General features: G+C 70.3%; 24 protein-coding genes and 1 tRNA gene. 11 read left to right on the plus strand and 14 right to left on the minus strand.

What is annotated here, in order from left to right; genetic code table 11:
- The first annotated feature begins 29 nt into the window (after positions 1 to 29).
- Genes QO011_RS22630 through QO011_RS22640 form a run of 3 tightly spaced genes read left to right on the plus strand, consistent with a single transcriptional unit; the run spans position 30 to position 2,966 of the window.
- A complete protein-coding gene (locus QO011_RS22630; protein WP_307276829.1) occupies positions 30 to 974 on the plus strand; it encodes an ABC transporter permease in 945 nt (314 codons plus the stop codon).
- A gap of 14 nt (positions 975 to 988) precedes the next feature.
- Entirely contained in the window at positions 989 to 2,179 is a 1,191-nt protein-coding gene (locus QO011_RS22635) for an alanine racemase (RefSeq protein WP_307276832.1), read from the plus strand.
- Positions 2,180 to 2,186: 7 nt separating this feature from the next.
- Positions 2,187 to 2,966, plus strand: coding sequence for an ATP-binding cassette domain-containing protein (locus tag QO011_RS22640; RefSeq protein WP_307276835.1), 780 nt, complete (start codon positions 2,187 to 2,189; stop codon positions 2,964 to 2,966).
- Here QO011_RS22640 and QO011_RS22645 read toward each other — a convergent pair.
- Both QO011_RS22645 and QO011_RS22650 read right to left on the minus strand, forming a co-directional pair.
- Entirely contained in the window at positions 2,932 to 4,986 is a 2,055-nt protein-coding gene (locus QO011_RS22645; RefSeq protein WP_307276838.1) for a M3 family metallopeptidase, read from the minus strand. The two genes, QO011_RS22640 and QO011_RS22645, sit on opposite strands and share 35 nt — an antisense overlap.
- Positions 4,987 to 5,068: 82 nt before the next feature.
- Complete coding sequence (locus tag QO011_RS22650; protein ID WP_307276841.1) at positions 5,069 to 5,881, minus strand: extensin family protein; 813 nt, start codon at positions 5,879 to 5,881, stop codon at positions 5,069 to 5,071.
- 156 nt (positions 5,882 to 6,037) lie between these two features.
- Here QO011_RS22650 and QO011_RS22655 point away from each other — a divergent pair, with 156 nt between their 5' ends.
- From QO011_RS22655 to QO011_RS22670, 4 genes are all read left to right on the plus strand, one after another.
- Entirely contained in the window at positions 6,038 to 7,249 is a 1,212-nt protein-coding gene (locus QO011_RS22655) for a putative DNA modification/repair radical SAM protein (RefSeq protein ID WP_307276844.1), read from the plus strand.
- On the plus strand, positions 7,249 to 8,709 hold the full coding sequence (locus QO011_RS22660; RefSeq protein WP_307276847.1) for a UdgX family uracil-DNA binding protein: 1,461 nt from the start codon (positions 7,249 to 7,251) through the stop codon (positions 8,707 to 8,709). Before QO011_RS22655 ends, QO011_RS22660 begins: the two co-directional genes overlap by 1 nt.
- 90 nt (positions 8,710 to 8,799) lie before the next feature.
- A complete protein-coding gene (locus QO011_RS22665) occupies positions 8,800 to 9,741 on the plus strand; it encodes an NAD-dependent epimerase/dehydratase family protein (RefSeq protein WP_307276851.1) in 942 nt (313 codons plus the stop codon).
- A 214-nt stretch (positions 9,742 to 9,955) separates the two neighbouring features.
- Positions 9,956 to 10,798, plus strand: coding sequence for a hypothetical protein (locus tag QO011_RS22670; protein WP_307276854.1), 843 nt, complete (start codon positions 9,956 to 9,958; stop codon positions 10,796 to 10,798).
- Between the two features lie 30 nt (positions 10,799 to 10,828).
- Here the strand turns inward: QO011_RS22670 and QO011_RS22675 are convergent, their stop codons facing one another.
- The gene (locus QO011_RS22675) at positions 10,829 to 12,316 is read right to left on the minus strand and encodes a protein adenylyltransferase SelO (protein ID WP_307276857.1); all 1,488 of its coding nucleotides are present in this window, start codon (positions 12,314 to 12,316) and stop codon (positions 10,829 to 10,831) included.
- A gap of 8 nt (positions 12,317 to 12,324) precedes the next feature.
- Positions 12,325 to 12,633, minus strand: coding sequence for a UBP-type zinc finger domain-containing protein (locus QO011_RS22680; RefSeq protein WP_307276859.1), 309 nt, complete (start codon positions 12,631 to 12,633; stop codon positions 12,325 to 12,327).
- Between the two features lie 56 nt (positions 12,634 to 12,689).
- Between QO011_RS22680 and QO011_RS22685 the strand changes: the two genes are divergently transcribed.
- Positions 12,690 to 13,322 carry a GNAT family N-acetyltransferase gene (locus QO011_RS22685; RefSeq protein WP_307276862.1) on the plus strand — a complete coding sequence of 211 codons (633 nt, stop codon included), beginning with the start codon at positions 12,690 to 12,692 and terminating at the stop codon, positions 13,320 to 13,322.
- A gap of 67 nt (positions 13,323 to 13,389) precedes the next feature.
- Positions 13,390 to 15,051, plus strand: coding sequence for an FAD-dependent oxidoreductase (locus tag QO011_RS22690; protein ID WP_307276865.1), 1,662 nt, complete (start codon positions 13,390 to 13,392; stop codon positions 15,049 to 15,051).
- A gap of 140 nt (positions 15,052 to 15,191) precedes the next feature.
- Here QO011_RS22690 and QO011_RS22695 read toward each other — a convergent pair whose 3' ends face one another.
- The 8 genes from QO011_RS22695 to QO011_RS22730 form a co-directional block, all read right to left on the minus strand.
- Positions 15,192 to 16,388, minus strand: a complete 1,197-nt coding sequence (locus tag QO011_RS22695) for an MFS transporter (RefSeq protein ID WP_307277380.1) — start codon at positions 16,386 to 16,388, stop codon at positions 15,192 to 15,194.
- Between the two features lie 29 nt (positions 16,389 to 16,417).
- Positions 16,418 to 17,812, minus strand: coding sequence for an NAD(P)-binding protein (locus tag QO011_RS22700; RefSeq protein WP_307276867.1), 1,395 nt, complete (start codon positions 17,810 to 17,812; stop codon positions 16,418 to 16,420).
- A 47-nt stretch (positions 17,813 to 17,859) separates the two neighbouring features.
- Positions 17,860 to 18,180 carry an ArsR/SmtB family transcription factor gene (locus QO011_RS22705; protein ID WP_307276870.1) on the minus strand — a complete coding sequence of 107 codons (321 nt, stop codon included), beginning with the start codon at positions 18,178 to 18,180 and terminating at the stop codon, positions 17,860 to 17,862.
- 60 nt (positions 18,181 to 18,240) lie between these two features.
- Positions 18,241 to 19,305, minus strand: a complete 1,065-nt coding sequence (arsB, locus tag QO011_RS22710) for an ACR3 family arsenite efflux transporter (RefSeq protein WP_307276873.1) — start codon at positions 19,303 to 19,305, stop codon at positions 18,241 to 18,243.
- 8 nt (positions 19,306 to 19,313) lie between these two features.
- Positions 19,314 to 19,739: an arsenate reductase (glutaredoxin) gene (gene arsC, locus QO011_RS22715; protein WP_307276876.1), complete on the minus strand. Its 426-nt coding sequence runs from the start codon at positions 19,737 to 19,739 to the stop codon at positions 19,314 to 19,316.
- Between the two features lie 8 nt (positions 19,740 to 19,747).
- The gene (locus QO011_RS22720; RefSeq protein ID WP_307276879.1) at positions 19,748 to 20,275 is read right to left on the minus strand and encodes an arsenate reductase ArsC; all 528 of its coding nucleotides are present in this window, start codon (positions 20,273 to 20,275) and stop codon (positions 19,748 to 19,750) included.
- Positions 20,268 to 20,639: an ArsR/SmtB family transcription factor gene (locus QO011_RS22725; RefSeq protein ID WP_307276882.1), complete on the minus strand. Its 372-nt coding sequence runs from the start codon at positions 20,637 to 20,639 to the stop codon at positions 20,268 to 20,270. Before QO011_RS22725 ends, QO011_RS22720 begins: the two co-directional genes overlap by 8 nt.
- Positions 20,640 to 20,809: 170 nt before the next feature.
- On the minus strand, positions 20,810 to 21,712 hold the full coding sequence (locus tag QO011_RS22730) for a LysR substrate-binding domain-containing protein (protein ID WP_307276885.1): 903 nt from the start codon (positions 21,710 to 21,712) through the stop codon (positions 20,810 to 20,812).
- 100 nt (positions 21,713 to 21,812) lie between these two features.
- Between QO011_RS22730 and QO011_RS22735 the strand changes: the two genes are divergently transcribed.
- The gene (locus QO011_RS22735) at positions 21,813 to 22,862 is read left to right on the plus strand and encodes a bile acid:sodium symporter family protein (protein ID WP_307276889.1); all 1,050 of its coding nucleotides are present in this window, start codon (positions 21,813 to 21,815) and stop codon (positions 22,860 to 22,862) included.
- 16 nt (positions 22,863 to 22,878) lie between these two features.
- Here QO011_RS22735 and QO011_RS22740 read toward each other — a convergent pair whose 3' ends face one another.
- Both QO011_RS22740 and QO011_RS22745 read right to left on the minus strand, forming a co-directional pair.
- Positions 22,879 to 23,856, minus strand: a complete 978-nt coding sequence (locus QO011_RS22740) for a DMT family transporter (RefSeq protein ID WP_307276892.1) — start codon at positions 23,854 to 23,856, stop codon at positions 22,879 to 22,881.
- A gap of 516 nt (positions 23,857 to 24,372) precedes the next feature.
- A tRNA-Thr gene (locus QO011_RS22745) sits at positions 24,373 to 24,448 on the minus strand.
- Between the two features lie 278 nt (positions 24,449 to 24,726).
- On the opposite strand from QO011_RS22745, the gene QO011_RS22750 reads away from it, so the two are divergent.
- Positions 24,727 to 26,091, plus strand: a complete 1,365-nt coding sequence (locus tag QO011_RS22750) for an L-serine ammonia-lyase (RefSeq protein ID WP_307276895.1) — start codon at positions 24,727 to 24,729, stop codon at positions 26,089 to 26,091.
- The last annotated feature ends 88 nt before the right edge of the window (positions 26,092 to 26,179 follow it).

Raw genomic sequence — 26,179 nt, forward strand, 5'->3', positions numbered from 1 at the left:
GCCGCCTCCGCAGCCGCCCTGGAGCGCCCATGCTGGCTTCCCTCAAACGCGTCGACCCCGGCCGTTACGTCATCTATCTCGGCTTCCTCGCCATCTTCGCGGTGTTCCTCGTCGTGCTGCGCGACGACGGGTTCGCCTCCCCCGGCAACCTCTTCAACATCGTGCAGCAGACCGCGCCGGTGACGGTGATGGCCGTCGGCATGGTGTTCGTGCTGACCGCCGGCGAGATCGACCTGTCGATCGGCTCGGTGGTGGCGATCTCCGCCCTCCTCGCCGCTGTGGTGCTGCGCGACTGGCCATGGCCGGCCGGCGTTGCCGTCGGCCTCGGCGCCGGCGCCGCCATCGGCGCCCTCAACGGCGCCCTGGTCGCCTATGCGCGCCTGCCCTCCTTCCTGGTGACGCTGGCGACCATGGGCATCCTCGCCGGCGTCGCCCGGCGGCTCACCAACCTGCAATCCGTGCCGATCACCAACGACGTCTACAACGGCCTGTTCGGGTCGGGCACGCTGTTCGGCATCCCGTCCCTGATCCTGTGGACCGTCGCGGCCGTCGCCGTCGGCGCCTTCGTCTTCCGCGAGACCCGCTTCGGCGCCCATGTCCACGCGGTCGGCGACAGCGCCCGCGCCGCGCGGGCCACCGGCATCAAGGTGCTGCGCCTGCGCTTTTCCGTGCTGGTGCTGAGCGGCATGCTCGCCGCCCTCGCCGGGCTGCTCTATGCCGGACGGCTGCACGGAGCCCGCTACACCCTCGGCGAAGCCGACCTCCTCACCGTCATCGCCGCGGTGATCGTCGGCGGCACCCGCCTCAACGGCGGCGCCGGCTCGATCCTCGGCGCCCTCATCGGCTCGCTGCTGATGGGCGTGCTCAACAACGGGCTGATCCTCATGGGCTACCAGCCCTCCGACCAGATGATCGCGCGCGGCCTGATCATCCTCGTGGCGGTGGCGCTGACCCTGCGCGAACCCGACCGCTGATTCGGAGACAAGCCATGTTCCTCGACCTCATCCGCCGCCGCAACCCGGCGCTCATCGAGCAGGCCATCGCCCTCCACCAGGCCGGCCGCCTGCCCGCCAACAGCTATGTCATCGACCTCGACGCGGTCGAGGCCAATGCCCGCCACATCGCCGGCATCGCCGCCAGGCACGGCCTCAAGGCCTATGCCATGACCAAGCAGATGGGCCGCAACGGCTCCTTCTGCCGGGCGGTGGCGCGCGGCGGCATCGCCAAGGCGGTGGCCGTCGACGTCGAATGCGCGCGGGCGACGCACCGGGCGGGCATGGGCCTCGGCCATGTCGGCCATCTCGTCCAGGTGCCGCGCTTCGAGGCCGACGCGGTCGCCGCCCTGGCGCCGGACCACTGGACGGTGTTCAACCGCGAGAAGGCGGCCGAGGCCGGCGCCGCCGCGGCGCGGCGCGGCCGCACCCAGGCCCTGCTCGCCCGCATCGTCGCCCCGGGCGACACCTTCTATCGCGGTCACGAGGGCGGATTCGCCGCCGCCGACATCCCGGCCGTCGCCGATGCGCTCGACGCGACGCCGGGCGCACGCTTTGCCGGCCTCACCACCTTCCCCGCGCAGCTCTTCGATCATGCCCTCGGGCAGGTGAAGCCGACGCCCAACCTCGCCACCCTGTTCGACGCGGCCGAGGCCCTGGCGAGGACGGGCCGCAGCGGCATCGAGATCAACACGCCCGGCACCACCTCCGCCGAGATCCTGCCGGCGCTGGCCGAGGCCGGCGCCACCCAGATCGAGCCGGGCCACGGCCTCACCGGCACGACGCCGCTGCATGCGGTGCGCGACCTGCCGGAGCTGCCGGCCGTGGTCTATCTCAGCGAGGTCTCGCACCTCACCGGCGGCGAGGCCTTCTGCTTCGGCGGCGGCCTCTATGTCGATCCCGTCTTCCCCGACTACCAGATCCGGGCGGTGGTGGCGCGCGAGCCGACCGTCGCCAGCCTGGCGCCGGTCGAGATTCCGGGGCCGGCCTCGATCGACTATTACGGCATGATCGACGCGACCGGCCCGGTGAAGCCGCGCGTCGGCGACAGCGTCGTGTTCGGCTTCCGCCCGCAGGCCTTCGTCACCCGCGCCTATGTCGTCGGCGTGGCCGGCCTGTCGAAGGGCGAGCCGGCGGTCGAGACCATCCATGACGCGTTCGGCCGCCCGGCCGACTGGCCGCAGTGAGGGCGCCATGACCGGAACGACAGCGCAGGGACCGGCCGTCCTGTCCCTGCAGGGCATCCAGAAGCATTTCGGCGGCGTGGTGGCGATCGAGAATTTCAGCCTCGACATCCGCGCCGGCGAGGTGGTGGCGCTGGTCGGCGACAACGGCGCCGGCAAGTCGACGCTGGTCAAGATCATCGCCGGCGTCGAACGCCCCTCGGCCGGCCGCATCGCGGTGGACGGGGTCGAGGTGGCGATGAGCGATCCCAGCACCTCCCAGGCGCTCGGCATCCAGGTCGTCTACCAGGACCTGGCGCTCGCCGACCGCCAGCCGGTCTACATGAACATGTTCCTCGGCCGGGAGCTGACCCGCGGCCCGCTCCGCCGGCTCGACCGCAGGCGCATGATGGCCGAGACAGAAGCGCTGGTGAAGGAGCTCGACGTGCGCATTCCCTCGGCCCGGGCGGCGATCCGCGAGCTATCCGGCGGCCAGCGCCAGGGCGTCGCCATCGCCCGGGCGACGCACTGGGCCTCCAAGCTGGTGCTGATGGACGAGCCGACGGCGGCGCTCGGCGTGGCGGAGACCGCCAAGGTCGAGCAGATCATCCAGGGCCTCAAGGCGCGCAACCTGCCGATCCTGATCATCAGCCACAGCCTCGACCAGGTGTTCCGCCTCGCCGACCGGATCTGCGTGCTGCGGCGCGGCCGCCAGATCGGCGTGCGCGACACCGGCAGCACCGACAAGAACGAGATCGTGTCGATGATCACCGGACTCAGCGAACAGGCTCCGGCAGCCCGCGCTTCCTGAGCAGGGCCCCCGGGTCCGGGTCGCGGCCGCGGAAGGCGCGGTAGGCCGCCTCGGGCTCGCGCCGGTTGCCGGCGGCATAGACCTCCTCGCGCAGGCGCGCTGATGTGGCGGCGTCGAAGATGCCGCCCGCCTCCTCGAAGGCGCCGAAGCCGTCGGCGTCGAGCACCTCCGACCAGAGATAGCTGTAATAGGCCGAGGAATAGCCGTCGCCGGCGAAGACGTGCTGGAAATGCGGCAGGCGGTGGCGCATCACCATGCCGGCGGGCATGGCGATCTCGCCGAGCACCCTGGCCTCGAAGGCGCCGGCGTCCAGCGCCTCGGAGCCGTCGAGCAGGTGCATTTCGAGGTCGACCAGGGCCGAGGCGACATATTCGACCGTGGCGAAACCCTGGTTGAACGTGCGCGTCGCCAGGAGCCGCTCCTGCAGCGCCGCGGGCATGGGCGCGCCGGTCCGGTGGTGCACGGCGAATTCCCGCAGGACCTCCGGCTGCTCCAGCCAATGCTCGTAGAGCTGGGAGGGGAACTCGACGAAGTCGCGCGCCACGTTCGTCCCGGCGATCAGGGGATAGGTGACGTCCGAGAGCAGGCCGTGCAGGGCATGGCCGAACTCGTGGAACAGGGTGCGGGCATCGTCGAAGGAAAGCAGCGTCGGCCGCCCCTCGCCCGCCCTGGCGAAGTTCATGACGTTGACGATGATCGGGCGGATGTCGCCGCCGAGCTTCTCCTGGGTGCGGAAGGCGCTCATCCAGGCGCCGCTGCGCTTGGAGGACCGGGCGTAGTAGTCGCCGAGGAAGAGGCCGACGAGGCGGCCCTGCGCGTCCGTCACCTCGAACACCCGCACGTCGGGATGGTAGGTCGGCACGTCGAAGCGCTCGGTGAAATGAAGGTCGAACAGGCGGCTCGCCGTGGCGAAGGCGGCCGCGATGATGCGGTCGAGCTGCAGGTAAGGCTTGATCTCCGCCTCGTCGAGGTCGAACTCGGCCTTGCGCCGGCGCTCGGCGTAGAAGCGCCAGTCCCACGGCTCGATGTCGAAATTGCCACCCTCGGCCGCGGCCAGCGCCTGCAGGGCCGCCCGCTCCTCCAGGGCGCGGGCCCGCGCCGGCGTCCAGACCGAGCGCAGCAAGCCCATGGCCGCCTCCGGTGTCCGCGCCATGGAATCGGCCAGGCGGAACTGCGCGAAGCTGTCATAGCCGAGCAGCGCGGCGCGCTCGGCCCTGAGCGCCACCATCTCGGCGATGATGCCGCGATTGTCCGTGGCGCCGCCGCCCTCGCCGCGGGCGAGCCAGGCCTTGAATGCCCGCTCGCGCAGGTCGCGCCGCGTCGAGAACTGCAGGAAGGGCTCGATCGAGGAGCGCGACAGCGTGATGACGTGCCGGCCTTCGAGCCCGCGGTCGGCGGCGGCCTGCGCCGCGGCCTCGCGCAGCGCGTCGGGCAGGCCGGCGAGGTCCTGCTCGCCCTCCAGCACCAGCGTCCAGTCCTTCTCGTCGGCGAGGACGTTCTGGCCGAACCGGGTGCCGAGCGAGGCCAGGCGCTCGCCGATGGCGGCGAGCCGCGTCTTGACCTCGGCCGGCCGGCCGGCGCCGGCCCGCAGGAAGGCGGTGTGGTAGCGTTCCAGAACCCGGTCCTGCTCGGGGTCGAGGCCGAGCGTGCCGCGCCGCCCGTAGAGGTCGTCGACGCGCCGGAACAGCGCCTCGTCGAGGTAGATCGCGTCGCGATGGCGCGACAGCACCGGAGCGATCGCGCGCTCCACCGCCTGCAGGGCGTCGTTGGTGTGCGCGCCGGTCAGGTTGTAGAACACGCCGCTGACCTGGCGCAGCGGCCGGCCGCTGGCCTCCAGCGCCACGATGGTGTTGGCGAAGCTCGGCGCCTGCGGATCCGCGGCGATCGCATCGATCTCCTGCCGGTGCGCCGCCAGGCTCGCTTCGAAGGCCGGCTGGAAATGCTCCGGTGCGATCGCCTGGAACGGCGGGGCGCCGAACGGCGTCGACCAGGTCGCGAGGAGAGGATTGTCGGCTGGCATCGGGCTCGCTCGGGTTCAGGGGAATGGGCGCTGCTCTGACATAGGCGCTGCGGCGGCCCTGCGCAAAGGCCGCCCGCCTGCGCTATTCGCAGAATTTCGACTGGCCCTTCGCCCCGCGCGGCTGCAGGTCGAAATGCCAGTGGGTGGCATGGAAGCTGTCGGAGCCCGGGCCGAGCTCGGTGTGGAAATAGCCGCAGCCGGCCGCCCGCGCGGCCCGGTCGAAGGGCTGGTCCTGCGGTCCGGCCGGACGGCCGACCAGGACGATGCGCCCGTCCGCCAGCGTCAGGCGCTCGATGTCGAGCGCCAGGCCGTTGCCGTGGGCGCTCAGCCTGGCGCCGTCGACATGGTTGCGCGGCCGGCATTCCAGGCCCGGTCCCGTCGCCACCGCGGTGAGCTCGCTGCCATAGGTGCCGCGGGCGAGCGGCGCCAGGGCCTCGCGCACGAAATCGCCGAAGGTCTCGGCCATGGCGCAGGCGATCACCGGAGCATCGGGCAGCGCCACTTGCCGGCCGTCGCCGACGGCGAGCGCCGTCAGCCGGACGGGATCGGCGACGGTGCAGGCGGGGTCGGGCTGCGGGGCCGGAACCGCGGCGGATGCGCTCGCGCCGCCATCGACCAGACGCTGCAGGCAGGTCTGCGCCGGGGGCTGGGATGCCGACGGCACAGGGGTTGCCGGCGCGACCGTCTGCGGCAGGCTCGGCTTCGCCGGCGGCGTGCCCGGCGCCGGCTCCTCCGGCAGGGCCGGCCGCGGAACGGGCAGCGGCGGCCAGGGAGCCGCCTTCGCGGTGTCCGGCCGCGGCCTCGCCGGCGCGGGATCGCCGCCGAGGGTGGCGGCCAACGCCGCCACCAGGGCCAGCGCCAAGCCGGCTCCGGGGCCACCCACGCGTCTCGTCACGCCTCCTCCGTCACCCGGCTGCGGTGCGGCAGGAACGGCGGGAGGGGCGGATCGGTTCCCTCGGCGGTGCTTCGCCGTGCCGCAACCGTGCGGCCGCCCCTTGAGCCGGTCGCTGCTTCGCACTAGAACATATCATGAACAAATCATGGAGCGGCCATGGACCAGACCTTCGTCGCCAGGCTGCGCATCCTGGCGGATGCCGCGAAATACGACGCCTCCTGCGCCTCCTCCGGTGCGCCGAAGCGGGTGGCCGGCGCAAACGGCCTGGGCTCGACCACCGGCGGCGCGATCTGCCACGCCTACACGCCGGACGGGCGCTGCATCTCGCTCCTGAAGATCCTGATGACCAATTACTGCCTCTACGACTGCGCCTATTGCATCAATCGACGCTCGTCCAACGTCCGGCGCGCCCGTTTCACCGTCGAGGAGGTGGTGAAGCTCACCGTCGCCTTCTACAAGCGCAACTGCATCGAAGGCCTGTTCCTCTCCTCGGGCATCGTCCGCTCGGCCGACCATACGATGGAGCAGATGATGCTGGTCGCTCGCCGGTTGCGCCACGAGGAGAATTTTGCCGGCTACATTCATTTGAAGGCCATTCCGGAGGCCAGCCCCTGGCTGATCGAGCAGGCGGGCCTGTGGGCCGACCGGCTGTCGATCAACCTGGAGCTGGCGGCCGAGCGCAGCCTGGAACGGCTGGCGCCGGAGAAGAACGGCGGCTCGATCCGGGCGGCGATGGGCCAGATGCACGAACGCATCGCGCAGGCACAGGAGGAGAAGCGCCATTTCGCGCCGGCCGGCCAGAGCACCCAGATGATCGTCGGCGCCGACGACGCCACCGACGCGGCCGTGCTGGGCGCGAGCGCGACGCTGTACCGGGCCTATGCCCTGAAGCGGGTCTATTATTCCGCCTTCAGCCCGATCCCCGAGGCGAGCCGGGCGCTGCCGGTGAAGCCGCCGCCGCTGCAGCGCGAGAACCGGCTCTACCAGGCCGACTGGCTGTTGCGCTGCTACGGCTTCACCGTCGAGGAGATCGCCGCCGGCGGTGAAGGCGGCATGCTCGACCTCGAGATCGATCCCAAGCTCGCCTGGGCCCTCAAACACCGCGACCGTTTCCCCGTCGACGTCAACCGCGCGGACAAGGAGATGCTGCTGCGGGTGCCGGGCCTCGGCACCCGGGCGGTGGAGAGCATCCTGCGCACCCGCCGCCACCGCACGCTGCGGCTCGACGACATCGGCCGGCTGACCAGCGGCCTGAAGCGCCTGCTGCCCTTCCTGATCGCCGCCGACCATCGGCCGGTGCGGCTGACCGATCGCCTCGACCTGCGCCGGCGGCTGCTGCAGCCGGCCCGCCAGCTGAGCCTGTTCTGATGGCCCTCGTGCATCTGGCCGACGGCGCGGACCTCGCGGGCTTCCGCCGGGCGATACGCCGGCTCGTCGCCGCCGGCGCCGCGCCCGAGGACGTGATCTGGCGCAGCGGGGAGGACGGCGATCTCTTCGGCGCCGGGAGCGCCGACTTCGTCGGCACCGACGCCGCCGACTTCGTCGACGGCGGGGAAGCCGGCCCGGCGCCTCCCCTCGCCCTGCCCCGCGTCGTGGGCGCCGCGGTCGAAGCCGTGGTCTGCCACCGCGATCCCGAGCGCTACGCCCTGCTCCATCGCCTGATCTGGCGCGTGCTCCACGGCGAACGGACAGTGCTGGAGGCACGGAGCGATCCGCTCGTCCACCGCCTCGCCGGGATGCAGCAGGCCATCCGGCGCGACATCCACAAGATGCATGCCTTCCTGCGCTTCCGCCGGGTTACGGCCGAAAGCGGCGAGCGCTTCGTCGCCTGGTTCGAGCCGGAGCATTTCATCCTCGAGGCCGTGGCCGATTTCTTCGCGGACCGGTTCCCGGGCTTCGCCTGGTCGATCCTGACGCCCGTCGGCTCCCTGCACTGGGACGGCGCGGCGCTGGACTTCGGCCCGCCCGGCACGCGCGGCGCCGCCATGCCGGACGACAGCGTCGAGACGGCCTGGCGCGCCTATTACGAGGCCACCTTCAACCCGGCCCGCCTCAATCCGACGATGATGCGCTCGGAGATGCCGAAGAAATACTGGCGCAACCTGCCGGAGACGCAGGCGATCCCGCACCTGATCCGAACCGCGCCCTCGCGCGTTACGGCGATGTTGGAGAAGGAGGCTGCCATGCCGCTCAAGCGCAATCCCGACAAGGCCGTCGCGGCGCTGCCGGACCAGGCGCCGAAATCTCTGGCCGAGCTCAACCGTATCATCGCCGCCTCGGAGCCGCTGGTGCCGGGGGCGACTCGGGCGGTGCTGGGCGAGGGCCCGGTCGGCGCGGCGCTCGCCTTCGTCGGCGAGCAGCCCGGCGACCAGGAAGACCTGCAGGGCCGGCCCTTCGTCGGCCCGGCCGGCCAGCTGCTCGACCGCGCCATGGCCGAGGCCGGCATCGACCGCACCGAGGCCTATGTCACCAATGCGGTGAAGCATTTCAAGTTCGAGCAGCGCGGCAAGCGCCGCATCCACCAGAAGCCGACGGCCGGCGAGGTGCGGCACTATCGCTGGTGGCTGATGCGCGAGCTCGATTTCGTGCACCCTCGCCTGGTGGTGGCGCTCGGCGCGACGGCGGTGCTCGCCCTCGCCGGCAAGGCCCTGCCGATCGCCCGCTGCCGCGGCGAAGCCCGCTTGGAGGGCCGGCCCGGCTTCATAACCGTGCATCCCTCCTATCTCCTGCGCCTGCCGGACGAGGATGCCAGGCACGCAGCCTATGCCGCCTTCCTCGACGATCTCCGGCATGTCCGCGCCATCCTCGAGCGCCGCCCGGCGAGCTGAGGCGCCGGCTTCCGGCCGCCATCGCCTGCCGCTATGGTCCGGGCCAAGCAGGGCTTGGCGGCTCGCGGGGCCGAACGGGAGGAGACGGCGATGGCCGAGGACGTGGTGCTGGTGACGGGGGCCGGCGGCTGCATCGCCGCCTGGGTGATGAAGGACCTGCTGGCGGCGGGCGCCGGGGTGGTCGGCTTCGATCTCAGCGACAACAAGCGTCGGGCCGGCCTCGCCATGCCGGAGGCGGATGTCGCCCGCATCGCCTGGGAGCTCGGCGACATCGCCGACGGCGAGCGCCTGCGCGAGGTCGCGGCCCGGCACGGGGTCACCGCCATCATCCACCTGGCGGCGCTGCAGGTGCCGTTCTGCAAGGCCGATCCGGTGGCCGGCGCCAAGGTCAACGTGCTCGGCACCGTCAATGTCCTGGAGACCGCCCGCCATCTCGGCATCCGGCGCCTGGCCTATGCCAGCTCCATCGCGGTGCAGGGCATGGGCGAGGACAGCCCCTGGCTCGCCACGCTCTACGGCGCCCACAAGGCCTGCTGCGAGGCGATGGCCAAGGTCTACTGGCAGGACTGGCAGGTCCCCAGCATCGGCATCCGCCCCGGCGTGGTCTACGGCCCGGGCCGCGACCAGGGCATGAGCGCGGCGCCGACCGTCGCCATGCTGGCCGCCGTCACCGGCTCGGCCTACGACATCCCCTTCACCGGCCCCTTCCCCTTCCTCTATGTGCGCGAGGCTGCCGCAGCCTTCGTGCAGGCCGTGGCCGAGGATCGCACCGGGGCCGGCGTGTTCGACCTCAACGGCGTCGCCTCCACCATCGAGGACGTGACGGGGATGATCCGCGGCCATGCGCCGGCCGCCGCCGTCGGCAGCCGCGGCGCCCCCTTCCCCTTTCCGGCCGAGCTCGCCGACGCGCCGCTCGCCGCCGCGATCGGCGACTATCGCAAATGGCCGCTGGAGGCCGGCGTCGCCGAGACGATCGCCCTGTTCCGGGATCTGGTGGCCGCCGGGAGGCTGGCGGCGGCCGACGTGCGCTGAGCCAGTGCTCCCGAGCCTGCTTGCGGCCTGGCGAGCTTGCGCCACGGCGTCCATCGCGCCCCGCAGGTGATGCGGCAGCGCGGGCATGGCCGGGGCCACCCCTCGGCCGGCCGCTCACGAAACTTCTCGGAGCGGACATATCCGGGAAACATCGCCCGCCCATTGTGAGCCCGCCCCCGCAGGGGCGGCACCGGATCTGACGCGGAGCGACACGATGGCCTCGGTTGCGGACGAGAATGCCCTGCCTGCCGGTCTCGAAGCGACCGGGACGCCGGCGGCGGACGCCGAGCCCGATGCGGCGCAGGCGCCGCCGCTGCCGTTCGGAACCTTGAGGCCGGAGCACCGTCCCGCCGGCGGTCCGCGATACTGGATCGCCCTGTCCCTGGCGAGCCTCGTGGGCTGCAACGCCGGCGACCTCGTCGTGTCCGCCTTCGGCGTCCTCGACAGCCTGCCCCTCCTGATCGCGGCCTTCGCCGTGCTCCTGGCCCTCGAGCAGGACGGCGAGCACCGCACCGAGGCCTATTACTGGCTGCTGGTCATCGTCGCGCGCACCGCCGCCACGAACCTCGCCGATTTCGCCGGCCGGCAGGTCGGCGTCCCGGCGACCGTTCCGATCATGGCCGCCCTGCTGCTCGGGCTCGCCGGGGCACGCCGCTATCTCGGCAGCCGTCCGATCCGGAACCGAGCCACCTGCGCCGGCAAGGACGCCGTGCCGATCGACGGCCTCTCCTGGGCCACGATGCTCGTGGCCGGTTCGCTCGGAACGGCGATCGGCGATCTCCTGTCGTTCCACCTCGGCCTCGGCGGCGCCTCGCTCCTGCTCTCCGGAGCGGTGGCGCTGCTGATCGGCCTGAAGGCGACCCGCCTACCGGCCGCGCCGGCCCCATACCGGCTCGCCGTGATTGCGATCCTGGCCGCCGGAACCTCCCTCGGCGACGTCCTCGCCAGGGTTGCCGGCCTCTGGCAGAGCGCGGCCGGCGTCTTCCTCCTCCTCGCCGCCGTCCTGACCCTGCCGTCCCGCGTCTGGAGCCCGCCTGCGACGTGCCCTGCCCGATAGACGGACCGGCGTGACGGCGCCGGGCCCGCCTCAGGTGCCGCAGAAGGTGCGGTAGACCCGCTCGTCCGGCGCCGGCGGCTCGGCATAGGCGGCAAAGGCCGGCTGGTCCTCGCAGGGCGCCGACAGCACCTGCACCAGCTCCTCGAACGGGCCGAAATCCGCCCGCTCCACCGCGGCTTCGATCACGGCCTCGACCCGGTGGTTGCGCGGGATGAAGGCGGGGTTGACCGCCCGCATCGCCGAGCGCCTGGCGGCGGCGTCGCCCCCCTCGGCGGCGAGGCGGGCGCGCCAGCGCTGCGCCCAGGCGTCGTAGGCCGCGGGGTCGGCGAACAGGACGCGCACCGGCCCGTCGCCGTCCGGACCGGCGGCCGCGTCGCAGAGCCGCCGGAAGGTCAGGGTGAAGTCCGCCTTGCCGGCGGTCATGCGCTCGAAGAGGTCGCGCGCCAAAGCGAGGTCGCCCTCGACCTCCGTCGTCAGGCCGAGCTTGGCGCGCAGCCCGGCGAGGTAGGCTGGGTTGAACGCCTCGCCGAAGCGGCCGAGCGCCGCCTCGGCCAGGGCGACCGCCGTGTCCTGGTTCTCGTCGATCAGCGGCAGCAGGCATTCGGCCAGGCGCGCCAGGTTCCACTGGGCGATGCCGGGCTGGTTGGCATAGGCGTAGCGGCCCCGCTCGTCGATCGAGCTGAACACCGTGGCGGGGTCGTAGGCGTCCATGAAGGCGCAGGGCCCGTAGTCGATGGTCTCGCCGGCGATCGACATGTTGTCGGTGTTCATCACGCCGTGGATGAAGCCGACCAGCATCCAGCGCACCACCAGCGCGGCCTGCCGGGCCATCACCGCTTCGAAGAGGGCGAGCACGGGCCGCTCGGCCGCCGCCGCCTCGGGATAGTGCCGCTCGATCACATGGTCGGCGAGGCGGCGCAGCGAGTCCGTGTCGCCGCGGGCGGCGAAGAACTGGAAGGTGCCAACCCGGATATGGCTGGCGGCCACGCGCGTCAGCACCGCGCCCGGCAGCGCCGTCTCGCGCCGGACCCATTCGCCCGTGGTCGCGGCGGCGAGCGCCCGCGTGGTCGGGATGCCGAGCGCCGCCATCGCCTCGCTGACGATATATTCGCGCAAGACCGGCCCGAGCGCCGCCCGCCCGTCGCCGCGCCGCGAGAACGGCGTCGGGCCGGAGCCCTTGAGCTGGATGTCGCGCCGCCGGCCGGCGCGGTCGACCACCTCGCCGAGCAGGATCGCCCGGCCGTCGCCGAGCTGCGGCACGAACACGCCGAACTGGTGCCCGGCATAGGCGGCGGCGATCGGCTCGGCGCCCTCGGGCACCCGCTTGCCCGCCAGCATCTCCACGCCCTCGGGCGAGGCGAGCCAGTCCGGATCGAGCCCGAGCTCGCGCGCGAGACCGAGGTTGAGCTTCACCAGCCGCGGCGTGGCCACCGGCGTCGGCGCGACGCGGGCATGGAAGGCGCCGGGCAGGCGGGCATAGCTGTTGTCGAAGGCGATCTGCATCCCGGAGGCTGTCATGGGCGGCATCAATAATAGCGCGGGATCGGCCCGAGCTGCGGCGTGGTGCGGCCATCGAGGTCGACGAACACCTCGTCGACATAGCACCAGCCCCAGCCCTCGGGCGGGTCGTAGCCCTCGATGATCGGGTGGCGGGTCGCCCGGAAATGCGCCGTGGCATGGCGGTTGGGCGAGTCGTCGCAGCAGCCGACATGGCCGCAGGTGCGGCAGATCCGCAGGTGCAGCCAGACGCTGCCGCTCTTGAGACACTCCTCGCAGCCGCGCGCGCTCGGCGTGACGTCGCGGATGTCCTCGGCATGCGGGCATTCGAAGGCCATGGCGATCTCCACCGGCCACACCGACCGTCGCCGGAAAAGTAGGTGCCCGGGCGGGCATGGTCAACGCGTCGGCAGCCGGCGGCAACGTCGAAAGTTGGTCGTTCATGTATGCTGATGCCCCAGATGAACGCTGGGGGACATCCGTGACAAATCCTGCGGACTGCAGTCGCATCGTTCTGCGCAGGGCGACGACCGATGACGCAAGAGCACTCTCCGGCTTTGCGGCGCGCAGCTTTCAGGAGACGTTTGGTCCGGAAAGCAAGCCGCGCGACATGGAGGCATATCTTGCCAAGGCTTTCAGTCCGGCGGTGCAGACGGCCGAGATTGCCGATGCCGCGGCGACAGTGATCCTGGCCCTGGATGACAGAACCTCCGGCTTGGCCGGTTACGCGCATCTCGTCGCACGCAACGCCGATATCGAGCTCAAGCGCCTGTACGTGGATGCGCCGTGGAAGGGTCGTGGGCTCGCCGCGCGGCTCATGGACCGCATTTTCGAGGAATGCCGCCGGCATGGCGGAGATCGGCTCTGGCTCACGGTTTGGGTCCGCAATCATCGGGCCATGGCCTTCTATGAGAAGGTCGGCTTTCGCGTCTCCGGATCGGAAACCTTCATGCTCGGCGACGACGCACAGACGGACCATGTCATGGAGATGGCGGTTCCACGGGCCGTCGCACGACCTTCGGGCTGAGAGACGACCGCCGACAGGCCGGCAGACCTTCATTGCGGCGTCGCCGATTGCCTCCTAGACTTCGTCCATGGCGACGGGCAGCGACATCGATCTCACCGACCCCTATACCGGGCGGGAGGCACAGACCTTCCCGCGCCTCGGCGCGGAGATGGCGCGCCGCATCGCGGCCTACGGCGCCGAGGAGCGCATCCCGGCCGGCACGCTGCTGTTCGAGCGCGGCCAGCGCAGCGTCGATTTCTTTTTCGTGCTCGAAGGTTCGATCGAGGTCTTCGACCACGACATTCACGGCCGCGACCAGGTCTTCGCCGTTCATTCCGAGCGCCAGTTCACCGGCGAGCTCGACCATTTCAACGACCGCCGCATCCTGGTCTCGGGCCGCACCGGCGCCGACAGCCGCATCGTGCGCATCCATCGCGCCGATTTCCGCCGCCTGGTCACGGCCGAGCCGGATATCGGCGAGGTCATCATGCGCGCCTTCATCCTGCGACGGGTCGGGCTGATCCGCCAGGCGCATGGCGGCGTCGTGCTGGTCGGCCCGGCCCACGGCGCCGACACGCTGCGCCTGCAGCGCTTCCTGGTGCGCAACGGCTACCCCTTCCGCCTGCTCGACAGCGACACCGACCCCGGCGCCGGGAGCTTTCTCGCCTGCTTCGAGATCGCGCCCGAGCAATTGCCCGTGGTGATCGGCCAGGACGAGCAGGTGCTGCTCAACCCCTCGACCGAGGCGCTCGCTGACGATCTCGGCCTGACGGAGCGGCTCGATCCCGACAAGGTCCACGACGTCGCCGTGGTCGGCGCCGGACCGGCGGGCCTGGCCGCCGCGGTCTATGCCGCGTCCGAAGGCCTCGCCACCATCGTCATCGAGGGCGTGGCGCCGGGCGGGCAGGCCGGGACCAGCTCCAAGATCGAGAACTATCTCGGCTTTCCCACCGGCATTTCCGGCCAGGCCCTGGCCGGGCGGGCCCAGATCCAGGCGCAGAAGTTCGGGGCGCGGCTGGCGATCTCGCGCCATGCCGTGCGCCTCGCCTGCGACGAGGCGCCCTATCGCCTCGTCCTCGACGACGGCCAGGTGGTGCAAGCCCGTGCGATCGTGGTCGCCACCGGCGCGCGCTACCGCAAGCTCGACGTGCCGGACTATGACCGCTTCGAAGGCCAGGGCATCCATTATGCCGCGACCGCCATGGAGGCGGCGCTGTGCAGCGGCGAGGAGGTGGTCGTGGTCGGGGGCGGCAATTCCGCCGGCCAGGCCGCCATGTTCCTGTCGCGCAGCGTCGCCCATGTCCACATCCTGGTCCGGGCCGAGGGTCTCGCCGCCACCATGTCGGATTATCTGGTCCAGCGCATCGCCAGCTCGCCGAAGATCACCCTGCATGCGCGCAGCGAGATCACCACGCTCACCGGCGACCGCACGCTGCGCGAGGTCACCTGGACCAGCCGGCCGAGCGGCGAGAACCGGACGCGCCGCTGCGGCAACGTCTTCGTCATGATCGGCGCCCAGCCCAACACCGACTGGCTGGCCGGCTGCCTCGACCTCGACGCCAACGGCTTCGTGCGCACCGGCCAGGATGCCGCCGGCATGGCCCTCGCCTCCCCCTTTGCCACCACCAGGCCCGGCGTGTTCGCCGTCGGCGACGTGCGCTCCGGCTCGGTCAAGCGCGTCGCCTCCGGCGTCGGCGAAGGCTCGGTGGTGGTGGCGGCGATCCACCAGTTCCTGCACCCGGGGCCTTAGCCGAGCGAGGCTGGAACCCGCCAGGTCCATTCTCCCGACCGCGGGCTTGCGATCGCGGATGTTTCCTTCGCCACGAAGCGCTCTTCGGGACGGCATGCCCGATGCGTGCCGGCGGTCAACACCGCACCGCCACGGCAGACTCACGTCGTTCTTTTCTTCTGCACCATCCCGATCAAAGCCGTTACCAGCGCGACATTGACAAGCGCCACGACGAAGAGGAGAGCAAGCGTGCCCTCCGCACCCAGCTTCTCGATCAGCATCGCGCCGATCGACGGCGACGCGGCCTGCATGATCAGGCTCGGCATCGCGATGCGGCCCATGATCGCCGCGTAGCGGTGCTCGCCAAAGACCGCCAGCGGCAGCGTGCCTCGGGCGATCGACTCGATGCCGATCCCCGCTCCGTAGAGAATCAGCGCAGCCGCCACGATCGGGACACCGATCCAGAGAAGGCCGACGCCCGCCGCGACGAGCACCGTCGAGGCGAACTTGGTCCAGATCGGATGGTGGAAGCGACTGATCGCCATCTCGATGGTTCGGGCGCCGACCTGAGAGGGGCCAACGATGGCGCCAAGCGCGACGGCTGCGCCGAGGGCGATGTCGCGAGCCTGAAGGATGGTCAGCATGTGGACCGACAGCAGCGTCGAGATCATCGAGCTGATGGCGATCACGAGTGCGATGAGAGCGAACAGCAGCCTCGAGTCCGCCGGCACCGCGCCGCCGACCGCACCTTCGCCGGCTGCGTGCTTGCTCTGGCCGGCGTTCTGCTTCTGCTCCTTCGGCAAGGCGAAGACATAGAGCGGCAGCAGGACGAGCAGGTGAATGGCTGCGTAGATCAGACAGGCATTCCGCCAGCCGAACTGCGAAACGAGCATGGCCGACAGAGGCCAGCAAACCGTGCTTGCGAAGCCTCCGAACAAGGTCAGGCTCGTGATCGCCGCACGGGCGCGCTGGCCGTAAATTCGGCCGAGCGTCGCGAAGGCCGCATCATAGAGGCCGGCCCCCATGCCGACACCGAGCACCAACCACGCGAGGACGTAGACCAGCACGTTGGGCGAGAAAGCGAGCCCGATCAGGCCGAGGGCGAGGAAAATCGCGCTCGTCGCGAGCACCGGCCGGCCGCCGAGGCGCTGTATGCGGTCGCCAACTTGCGGCGAGACCATGCCCGCCACCAGCAGGCCAAACGAAAGGCCGCCGACGATCCAGGCCAACGGCCAGCCCGTGTCGCTCGCAATGGGCTGCGCGAGCACGGCCAGCAGATAGTACGACGAGCCCCAGGCGAGGATCTGGCTGACGCCGAGCACGGGGATTGCCGATCGGAGGCGCGGTAGATCCGCCATAGGGGCCCGTTGGGTCGTGGCGCCGAGGCTCACGCGGCGGCTCCGCAACCACATCCGCTCTTTGCCCGATCCCTTGCGACCGCATCGGACCCGCAGCAGGCCTCGACCCGCTCCGGGGCTGGACCGCCGCAGCATCCGGCAGCGCCGCTGCCTTGCACCGAGAACGTCGTGGTGCAAACCCCGGTCTCCGGGAGAGCAAGCTGGACGTTGTCGGCCGACGCGACGTCGCCGGCGAGCGCTGCAACCACGGAGCGGACCTGCTCATAGCCGGTCAGGAGAAGGAAGGTCGGCGCGCGGCCGTAGCTCTTGATGCCGACGGTGTAGAAGCCTGGCTCGAGATGGGCGAGCTCGCGGTGTCCGTGCGGCGGGACGGAGCCGCAGGAATGCTCGTTGGGATCGATCAGCGGTCCCAAAGCCTTTGTGCTCTCCAGCCATGGATCGAGGTCGAGCCGCAGCTCGCGCGTCAACGACAGATCGGGACGCTGGCCCGTCGCGCCGATGATGCGATCGACCGGCCCGATCGTGTACGGCCCCCGATCCGTCTCTCCGTCCACGAGGAGGCGGCCACTCACCTCCCGGATACCGAGGATCGAAACGCCGGCCATGAGCGCGACACGGCCGCTCTCGACCAGATCTCGTGTCTCTGCGCCGAGTTCGCCGCGCGCCGGCAACTGATCGGCATCACCGCCGCCATAGATGCGCGCCAGATTGGTTCCGCGCGTTGCCCAGATCGCTTTCGTGCCGGACGCGACCTCGGCGAGCCGCGCGAGATCGCGCAGAGCGTTGGCGGCGGAGTGGCCGGCGCCGACCACCAGAGTGGTGCGCCCCGCATAGATGCCACGATGCCTGCCGAGTGCGTCGGGGATGCCATAGGCGATCCGATCGGCGAACGCCGCTTCGCCATCCGCCGGAAGGCCGCTCGCACCGAGCGGGTTCGGCGTTGCCCAGGTGCCGGAAGCGTCGATGACGGCGCGGGCGAGATCGCGGCGGCTTCCCGCATCGGTCTCCACCGTCAGAACGAAGGGCCGCTCCTCACGCCCGCGGCCGGCGACCTTGTCGAGCCCGAAGCGCGAGATTGCCGTGACACGAGCGCCGAGTTCAACCCTGTCGGCGAGCTCGGGAGTCCCGGCGAGCGGTTCGAGATAGTCGCGGACGATCTCGTCTCCGGTCGGGAACGCATCGGCCGCCGGCGCGGTCCACCCCCGCCGTTCGAGCAAGGCGACGGCAACCGCATCCATGCAGAAGCGCCATGGCGTGAAGACGCGGACGTGGCCCCAGCCGCGCATATTGGCGCCGACAGCCGGCCCGGCTTCGTACAGCTTCACCGGCAGGTCCCGCGAGACGAGATGCGCGGCAGCCGCGAGACCGACGGGGCCGCCACCTATGACGGCGACCGGCAGGGATTCCATGGCTTGCGATGACATATTCGGTCCTTCCGGCATTATGGAAATAGTAGGCAAATGAGAGACCGTCAGCCGGCGGTCTCCACCTCATGCGGGGCGCAGCCGGCATCGGCGCAGCACTCATCCACCAGGAAGCCAACGAGGCTGGTCATCGCGGGATAGTTGGCGCGGCAGATCAACGTCGTGGCCTGCCGCTCCTGGGTCACCAATCCCGTCACGATCAGCCGCTGGAGATGATGGGACAGGGTCGAGGCGGGAATGCCGAGCTTCTCCTGCAGGCGGCCGACGGGAAGCCCGCCATCGCCAGCCCGGACGAGGGTCCGATAGACCTGAAGCCGGGTCGCGTTGCCGAGCGCCTCGAGCTGTTTCGCCGCTTTTTCGATGATCATGGAAATAAGCTATGCCAGCGAGGGCCGGCAGGTCAATTGCTATTTCTACGATCCCCGAAATTAGCGATTGTCCCTGCTGTCTTCGGCGAGCCGCGCCGGTGCATGTCCGTTCTCGTACCAGCCCTTCGAGCGGTTCACGATCCACACGACGGAGAGCATGACCGGCACCTCGATCAGGACGCCGACGACGGTGGCGAGGGCGGCACCCGACTGAAAGCCGAAGAGACTGATCGCGGCGGCAACCGCGAGCTCGAAGAAGTTGGAGGCGCCGATCAGCGCCGATGGGCCGGCCACGCAATGCTGCTCGCCGGTGAGACGGTTGAGCAGATAGGCCAGCCCCGAGTTGAAATAGACCTGGATCAGGATCGGCACGGCGAGCAGCGCGATGACGAGCGGCTGGGCCAGGATCTGCCCGCCCTGAAAGCCGAAGAGCAGGACGAGCGTCGCGAGCAGGGCGACCAGCGACATCGGCTGGAGCCGATCAAGGCAACGCGTCAGCGCCCATTCGCCACCGGTCGCCAGCAGCCGGCGCCGCAGAAGCTGCGCAGCGACCACCGGCACGAGGATATAGAGCGCGACGGAAAGAACGAGCGTGTCCCACGGCACGATGATGGCGGAGAGGCCGAGCAGCAGGCCGACGATCGGCGCGAACGCGAACACCATGATGGTGTCGTTGAGCGCGACCTGCGAGAGCGTGAAATGCGGCTCCCCTCTCGTCAGGTTCGACCAGACGAAGACCATCGCCGTGCAGGGCGCAGCCGCGAGGATGATGAGGCCGGCAATGTAGCTGTCGATCTGGTCGGCCGGTAGGCTGGACCGGAAGAGATGCCCGATGAAGAGCCAGCCGAGCGCCGCCATGGAGAACGGCTTCACCGCCCAATTGACGAAGAGCGTCACGCCGATGCCGCGCCAGTGCTCCTTGACCCGGCCGAGCGCGGCAAAGTCGATCTTGACCAGCATCGGCACGATCATCAGCCAGATCAGCGCCGCGACCAGCAGGTTGACCTTGGCGATCTCGGCGGAGCCGATGACATGGAACAAGCCGGGCATGAGATGGCCGAGCCCGACCCCGGCCGCGATGCAGAGGGCGACCCAGAGGGTGAGATAGCGTTCAAAAGTCGACATCGCCCCCCTCATGCCGTCGCCACGCGGCGGCCGTGTTCGTCCACCACGCGCTCGCCGTCTTCCTTGACGAACGCCCCGCGCTGCGGAGGCAGCAGGTCGAGCACCGCCTCGGATGGTCGGCAGAGCCCGACGCCTCTTGATGTGACGACGATCGGTCGGTTGATCAGGATCGGATGCGCCATCATCGCGTCGAGAAGCTGGTCGTCGGTCAGCTCGGGATCGCCGAGGCCCAGCTCGGCGTAAGGCGTGCCCTTCTCGCGCAGCAGCGCGCGGACCGGGATGCCCATGCGCGCGATGAGCTGCTCGAGCATGATCCGCGTCGGCGGTGTCTTCAGGTACTCGATGACATGCGGCTCGATGCCGGCGTTGCGGATCATCGCCAGCGTGTTGCGCGACGTTCCACAGTCGGGATTGTGATAGATGACGACGTCCATGATCGGCCTCACGCTGCGCTCGGCCGAGGGGTCGTCGAGCCTTCGATTCGTCCGATCTCGCGCAGCCTGGTGCCGAGCGTGGCCTTGTCGAGGCCCTCGGCCGGCAGCGCCACGAAGACGGAGATCCGGTTCCGCAGGTAGCGGAAGGCCGTGACGAACGCGGCTTCCTTCTGGATATCCACCCCTTCGACCACGGCGGGGTCCTCGATGCCCCAATGGGCCGTCATCGGCTGGCCCGGCCAGACCGGGCACGCCTCGCCGGCGGCGGTATCACAGACGGTGAAGACGAAATCCATGACAGGTGCGTCGGGCCTGGCGAACTCGTCCCAGCTCTTCGACCGGAAGCCCTCGGCCGGATAGTCGAAGCTCCGCAGCACCTTCAGTGCGAAGGGATTGACGGCCCCCTTCGGCTGGCTGCCGGCCGAGAAGGCGCGGAATCGGCCGGCGCCTTCCTTGGTGAGAATGCTCTCGGCCAGGATCGACCGAGCCGAATTCCCAGTGCAGAGGAACAGGACGTTGTAGATGCGATCAGTCATGGGCTGCCTCCTCGGCGTCGATCTCTGGTGGTGAGCAGCAAGGAGAAAGGTCGGCGATCAGCGGGGCGCAAAGTTCCGGCCTGCCGCCACAACAATCCCTGACGAGAAATCCGGCGATCGAGCGGACGGCGTCCAGCCGTGCCCGATAGATGATCGACCGGCTCCGCCGCTCCGCCACGATCAGTCCGGCGCGGGTGAGGATCGCCAGATGCGTCGACATCGTGTTGTGCGGCACGTCCATGTGCCGCGCGATCTCGCCGGCGGGCAGCCCCTCGGGCTCGTGCTTCATCAGCAGCCGAAACACCTCGAGGCGGGTGGTCTGGGCGAGCGCCGCAAAGGCGAGGATGGCCTGGTCCGAGTCCATATGTCGAAGATAGTCGACATATGGACGTGTTGCAAGCGAACAGACTTGTCCCGCCGGATCGGTCGCGGACCTGCTGCCGTAACGGCTGGTCGGCCTCTCTCCTGGCGCCCTGCGGCTCGGACTCCGTTCCATGACGGCGCATCGCCTGATCTTTGATCGGAGGGATCTGATCAAAGATCATCCGCCGGTCTCGGCCGGCGCGGCAGGCCCCTGCCCGCGGTGATCCGGTCGGCATTGGCGAGCAGCGTCGCGGCCAGGGCCTTGACCGCCTTGCCGTGCGCGTCGGCGCCGAGCACCACGAACTGGATCCGCCCCAGCGCCGGCAGGTCGCCCGAGACTTCCGCCAGTCCCGGCGGGATCAGGCGGACGGAATGCGGCGTCACGCCCAGGCCCGCCAGGGCGGCGGCGCGCAGGCCGCTCAGGCTGGCCGAGGTGCAGGCGATGCGCCAGCGCCGCCCCGCCCGCTCTAGCGCCTCGATGGCGACCGCGCGCGTGATGCTCGGCGGGGGATAGAGCAGCAGCGGCAGCGGCTCGGCCGCGGCGACCTCGAAGCCGGGCCGGCCGATCCAGCCGATCGCCTCCTCCCAGGCCGTCTCGCCGCGACGGTCGCCCTCGCGCCGCTTGGCGAAGACCAGGTCGAGCTCGCCGGCATCATAGGCCTCATAGAGGTTGCCGCTGAGGCCGACGGTCAGCTCGAGGTCCACCGCGCTGTGCCGCGCCGTGAAATCGGCGAGGATCTCCGGCAAGGCGGTCGAGACGAAATCCTCCGAGGCGCCGAAGCGGATGCGGCCCCTGAGATCCGAGCCTTCGAGATAGCGCTCGATCCGCAGCCCCGCCTCCAAGGCCTGGCGCACGAAAGGCAGGACGGCGTCGCCGTCCGGCGTCAGCGTCACCGAATGCGTGTCGCGCGCGAAAAGCCGCCGGCCGACCCGCTGCTCCAGCCGGGCGATGTGCTGGCTGACGGCCGATTGCTGCAGCCCGAGCCGCCGGGCCGCCGCGGTGAAGCTGCGCGTCTCGCTGACGGCGACGAAGCTCTGCAGCAGCACGGGATTGAGGATGTCGAGGATGCGCATGTCTCATCACGATCCATGATGACTGATATCTGTTCATGATGATTTACTCATGAAGGCGGGAGGCATAGCAAGGGGCGTCCCTCGCATCCAGGAGCCGGCCATGCCCTTTCGCAGCCTGCTGTCACGCCTCGGCATCGATCCCTATCTCATCGCGCTTATCGCGACCGTCGGCCTCGCCGCCGCCCTCCCCGCCCGCGGCGTGGCGGCGGTGGCGGTCGACCATGCCGTCACCGCAGCGGTCGCCCTGCTGTTCTTCCTCTATGGCGCGCGGCTCTCCAGCCGCGCCGTGATCGAGGGCCTGGCCCATTGGCGCCTGCAGGCCCTGGTCTTCGCCAGCACCTTCGTGCTGTTCCCGCTTGTCGGCCTGGCGCTGACCACGGCGCTGCGGCCCTTCCTGTCGGCCGACCTCGCCCTCGGCCTGATGTTCGTCTGCGTGCTGCCCTCGACCGTGCAGTCCTCGATCGCCTTCACCTCGATCGCCCGCGGCAACGTGCCGGCAGCGCTGTGCAGCGCCTCGCTGTCGAACCTGATCGGCATGGTGATGACGCCGGCCCTGGTGGCCCTGCTGCTGAGCACCCACGGCGCCGGCTTCAGCGGCCAGGCGCTCGTCGACATCGCGCTGCAGATCCTGGCCCCCTTCGCCGCCGGCCAGCTGGCGCAGCGCTGGATCGGCCCCTGGCTGACGCGCCACCGCGCCCTGACCGCCTTCGTCGACCGCGGCTCGATCCTGCTGGTGGTCTATGCCGCCTTCAGCGAGGGCATGGTCGCCGGCGTCTGGGCAAGCCTCGGCCTCGGCGAGCTCGCCACCGTGCTGGTGCTCGATGTCGTGATGCTGGGGCTGGTGCTGATCATCACCACCGCGGCCAGCCGGCGGCTCGGCTTCTCGCGGGAGGACGAGATCGCCATCGTGTTCTGCGGCTCGAAGAAGAGCATGGCGAGCGGCATCCCGATGGCCAACATCCTGTTCGCCGGCCAGCCGCTCGGCCTGATCGTCCTGCCGCTGATGCTGTTCCATCAGGCCCAGCTCTTCGCCTGCGCCACGCTGGCCCAGCGCTATGCCCGGCGTGCCGCGGCGACGAGCAGCCCCGCCACCCATGGCGCGCGCCCGGCGAACGGGCCGGAGTCGACGCTGGCGGCCCGCGCCGGATGACCGGCGCCGGCCTGTCTCAGGCGTGGGCCGCGGCGGCGCCGCCGGTGCGCACCGCGCGGACCCGCTCGCGATGGGCGGTATAGAGGCCGCTCGCCGCGATCACCAGGCCACCGGCGACGGTCCAGATGCCCGGGATGATGCCGAAGGCGGCGAAGCCGAGCAGGCCGGCGAACAGGAGCTGGACATAGGAGAAGGGCGCGAGCACCGAGGCCGGCGCCAGCCTGTAGCCCCGCACCAGCAGCCAATGGCCCATGGTCGAGAACACGCCGGTGAGGATGCCGAAGCCGATTTCGTGCAGGTTGGGCGTGCGCCAGACGAACGGCACCAGCAGCGACAGCGCCACCAGGCCGATCAGCGCCGACCAGGCCAGTGTCAGCTCCGGCCGCTCGCTGCTCATCATCCGCGTGGTGATCGCCGCCACCGACCAGACCATGGCCGAAGCCACCGGATATAGCGCCGCCATCTGGAAGGCGTCCGACCCCGGCCGCACCACCAGCATCACGCCGAGGAAGCCGAGGCCCGCCGCCGCCCAGCGGTGCAGGCCGACCTTCTCGCCGAGGAAGGGGATCGACAGCGCCGTGATGAAGATCGGCGACAGGAAGTTGATCGCCGTGGCCTCGGCCACCTGCAGATGCTGCACGCCCTCCATGAACAGCACGGACGAGCCGACCACGGCCAGGGCGCGCAGCGCCTGCAGGCTGGGACGGGCCGTGGCCAGCGCGCGGCGTCCGTGCGCCAGGAAGGCGGCGGGCACGACCAGCATGGCGAACACGACATAGCGCATCCACGTCACCTCGACCGCCGGCAGCGTGGCGGTGGCGAACTTGGCGACGACGTCGCCCGCGGAGAAGAACACGGTCGACAGGACGATGAGGCCGATTCCCCTGAGCACGGTGTCGGGAACGGCGACGCTGATCCTGGGCGTGGTCACGTCCAGGAGGTCGAGGAAGCCGGGCGCCTCGGCGGTGCCGGCGATGGAAGGAGGGGGAGCCATGGGAGCAACGATACGCAGCGTCCGGTTGGAACTCGCCCGGACTGACGAGACGCTATCACCGGTCAGCTATATAGAAGATGAACGGGTAAGAAATCGTTTGGCATGACAGGAATGCAGCCGGCGCAGGTCTGCGGAGCCGCGGACGGATGGCCACCGGACAGCCGCGGGCCCGGGCGGCGCGGCGATCAAGTTTCATTTCGGAGTATTACGAAGCGGTACCGAACGTGAAGCCGGGTGCAGAAGCAGCCGGAACCTTTTCTCTCGCTGCCGGTTGAGAGACCAAGTCCGTATGGCTGGGGAATAGGCCGCCCGGTTTCTCTGCAAGCCCATACGAAAGCCGCCTCGGGAAACTGAGGCGGCCAGATTCTTTTGGGCGCTATGATCTTGGCCTCTTCCTGCCGAGTTTCCGTTCGGACGGAAAGCTTGGCAAAAGCCACGACAACCGTCGGCATACGGTTTGCCCGGTATAGGACACAGGCTGTGCCAATGCTGCGAAGCACGCGGCGCGAAGCAGGATGGTGCCCCCGGCAGGGATCGAACCCGCGACCTTCGGTTTACAAAACCGCTGCTCTACCAGCTGAGCTACAAGGGCATCCGGACCGGGAGCGCTCCCGGCGTATTGCCGGTCCCGCAGGAGGCGCCGGGCGGCGGATCCCCTGATCGAATGAAACCAGCGTCGGTTTTGGGGTAGCAATTCGCACACCGCGGCGCAAGGTGTCGCCGGGGTCGACGGAACACCCGGCGCGGGCTGCGCCGGCATTTCGTCCGCCCGGCGAGGCCTCGCAAATCGGGCATGGCGTCCGTCGCGAAGGTCCGGCAGGATGGTGGGCGGGTCGCCGGCGGGAGCCCGGCCTCGCGGGGGAAGCGTCGATGATCTCCGTGTTCGACATCTTCAAGATCGGCATCGGCCCGTCCTCGTCGCACACGGTGGGGCCGATGCGGGCCGCGGGCCGCTTCGTCGAATCCCTGCGCCACAAGCATCTGTTCCATCATGCCAGCCGCATCGAGACGGTGCTGTTCGGCTCGCTCGCCTGGACCGGCCACGGCCATGCCACCGATACGGCCGTCATCCTCGGCCTGGCGGGCGAGCAGCCCGAGACCATCGATCCCGACGCGGTGCCGGCCATCATCGCCGACGCCGCCGGGGAGAAGATGCTGTCGCTCGGCGGCCGCCGCGCCATCGCCTTCGATCGGCCGCGCGACGTGGTCTTCGACCGCAAGACCCCGGCCAAGGGCCACCCCAACACCCTTTCCTTCACCGCCTATGACGAGCACGGCAAGGCGATGCTGACGGAATATTACTTCTCCGTCGGCGGCGGCTTCGTGCTGGCCGAGGGCGAGGAGGCCGTCGCCGCCGCGGCGGTGCCGGTGCCGCATCCCTTCCGCAGCGGCGCGGACCTGCTGGCGATCGGCCGGGCCCGGGGCCTCTCCATCGCCGGCATCGTCCTGGAGAACGAGACGGCGCGCCTGCCTGAGGAGGAGGTCCGCGCCCGCCTGGCCCGCATCCGCGCCGTCATGGATGCCGCCATCGACCGAGGCATGGCGCAGGAGGGCGAGCTGCCCGGCGGCCTCAGGGTCAAGCGCCGCGCCAAGGCGCTGCACGACCGCCTCAAGGCCGACCGCGGCCGCAACGTGCGCGCCGCCCACCAGGTGATGGACTGGGTCTCCCTCTTTGCCATCGCCGTCAACGAGGAGAACGCCGCCGGCGGGCGCGTCGTCACCGCCCCGACCAATGGCGCCGCCGGCATCGTCCCGGCGGTGCTGCGCTACTACCGCGAATTCTGCGACGCGTCCGAAGCCGGCGCCGACGATTTCCTGCTGACCGCCGCCGCCATCGGCACGCTGTTCAAGCTGAACGCTTCGATCTCCGGCGCCGAGGTCGGCTGCCAGGGCGAGGTCGGCGTCGCCGCCTCCATGGCCGCGGCGGGCCTCGCCGCAGCGCTCGGCGGCAGCAACGAGCAGATCGAGAACGCCGCCGAGATCGGCATGGAGCACCATCTCGGCATGACCTGCGACCCGATCGGCGGCCTGGTGCAGATTCCCTGCATCGAGCGCAACGCCTTCGGCGCCAACAAGGCCATCGCCGCCGCCTCGCTCGCCCTGCACGGCGACGGCACCCATAAGGTCAGCCTCGACCAGGTCGTCGCCACCATGCGCGCCACCGGCGCCGACATGCAGTCGAAATACAAGGAGACCTCGCAGGGAGGCCTCGCCGTCAACGCGGTGGAGTGCTGAGCCCGCTTCTCGGTGCGCGACGCCGAGGGCGATGACGTCGAGGAGATAGGCGGTCCGTTCGTCCCATGGGGGCCGCATCGCCTCGATC

This window comes from Labrys wisconsinensis, assembly GCF_030814995.1.
Lineage (GTDB): Bacteria > Pseudomonadota > Alphaproteobacteria > Rhizobiales > Labraceae > Labrys > Labrys wisconsinensis.

Excerpts from the sequence above, each read along its gene's own strand:
- QO011_RS22635 (WP_307276832.1), top strand. The coding sequence starts at position 989 with ATGTTCCTCGACCTCATCCGCCGCCGCAACCCGGCGCTCATCGAGCAG.
- QO011_RS22670 (WP_307276854.1), top strand. The coding sequence starts at position 9,956 with ATGGCCTCGGTTGCGGACGAGAATGCCCTGCCTGCCGGTCTCGAAGCG.
- QO011_RS22685 (WP_307276862.1), top strand. The coding sequence starts at position 12,690 with ATGGTCAACGCGTCGGCAGCCGGCGGCAACGTCGAAAGTTGGTCGTTC.
- QO011_RS22700 (WP_307276867.1), bottom strand. The coding sequence starts at position 17,812 with ATGTCATCGCAAGCCATGGAATCCCTGCCGGTCGCCGTCATAGGTGGC.
- QO011_RS22630 (WP_307276829.1), top strand. The coding sequence starts at position 30 with ATGCTGGCTTCCCTCAAACGCGTCGACCCCGGCCGTTACGTCATCTAT.
- QO011_RS22680 (WP_307276859.1), bottom strand. The coding sequence starts at position 12,633 with ATGGCCTTCGAATGCCCGCATGCCGAGGACATCCGCGACGTCACGCCG.
- QO011_RS22740 (WP_307276892.1), bottom strand. The coding sequence starts at position 23,856 with ATGGCTCCCCCTCCTTCCATCGCCGGCACCGCCGAGGCGCCCGGCTTC.
- QO011_RS22665 (WP_307276851.1), top strand. The coding sequence starts at position 8,800 with ATGGCCGAGGACGTGGTGCTGGTGACGGGGGCCGGCGGCTGCATCGCC.
- QO011_RS22735 (WP_307276889.1), top strand. The coding sequence starts at position 21,813 with ATGCCCTTTCGCAGCCTGCTGTCACGCCTCGGCATCGATCCCTATCTC.
- QO011_RS22705 (WP_307276870.1), bottom strand. The coding sequence starts at position 18,180 with ATGATCATCGAAAAAGCGGCGAAACAGCTCGAGGCGCTCGGCAACGCG.
- QO011_RS22725 (WP_307276882.1), bottom strand. The coding sequence starts at position 20,639 with ATGGACTCGGACCAGGCCATCCTCGCCTTTGCGGCGCTCGCCCAGACC.
- QO011_RS22640 (WP_307276835.1), top strand. The coding sequence starts at position 2,187 with ATGACCGGAACGACAGCGCAGGGACCGGCCGTCCTGTCCCTGCAGGGC.
- QO011_RS22695 (WP_307277380.1), bottom strand. The coding sequence starts at position 16,388 with ATGGCGGATCTACCGCGCCTCCGATCGGCAATCCCCGTGCTCGGCGTC.
- arsC (WP_307276876.1), bottom strand. The coding sequence starts at position 19,739 with ATGGACGTCGTCATCTATCACAATCCCGACTGTGGAACGTCGCGCAAC.
- QO011_RS22690 (WP_307276865.1), top strand. The coding sequence starts at position 13,390 with ATGGCGACGGGCAGCGACATCGATCTCACCGACCCCTATACCGGGCGG.
- QO011_RS22720 (WP_307276879.1), bottom strand. The coding sequence starts at position 20,275 with ATGACTGATCGCATCTACAACGTCCTGTTCCTCTGCACTGGGAATTCG.
- QO011_RS22660 (WP_307276847.1), top strand. The coding sequence starts at position 7,249 with ATGGCCCTCGTGCATCTGGCCGACGGCGCGGACCTCGCGGGCTTCCGC.
- QO011_RS22730 (WP_307276885.1), bottom strand. The coding sequence starts at position 21,712 with ATGCGCATCCTCGACATCCTCAATCCCGTGCTGCTGCAGAGCTTCGTC.
- QO011_RS22750 (WP_307276895.1), top strand. The coding sequence starts at position 24,727 with ATGATCTCCGTGTTCGACATCTTCAAGATCGGCATCGGCCCGTCCTCG.
- QO011_RS22645 (WP_307276838.1), bottom strand. The coding sequence starts at position 4,986 with ATGCCAGCCGACAATCCTCTCCTCGCGACCTGGTCGACGCCGTTCGGC.
- arsB (WP_307276873.1), bottom strand. The coding sequence starts at position 19,305 with ATGTCGACTTTTGAACGCTATCTCACCCTCTGGGTCGCCCTCTGCATC.
- QO011_RS22655 (WP_307276844.1), top strand. The coding sequence starts at position 6,038 with ATGGACCAGACCTTCGTCGCCAGGCTGCGCATCCTGGCGGATGCCGCG.
- QO011_RS22675 (WP_307276857.1), bottom strand. The coding sequence starts at position 12,316 with ATGACAGCCTCCGGGATGCAGATCGCCTTCGACAACAGCTATGCCCGC.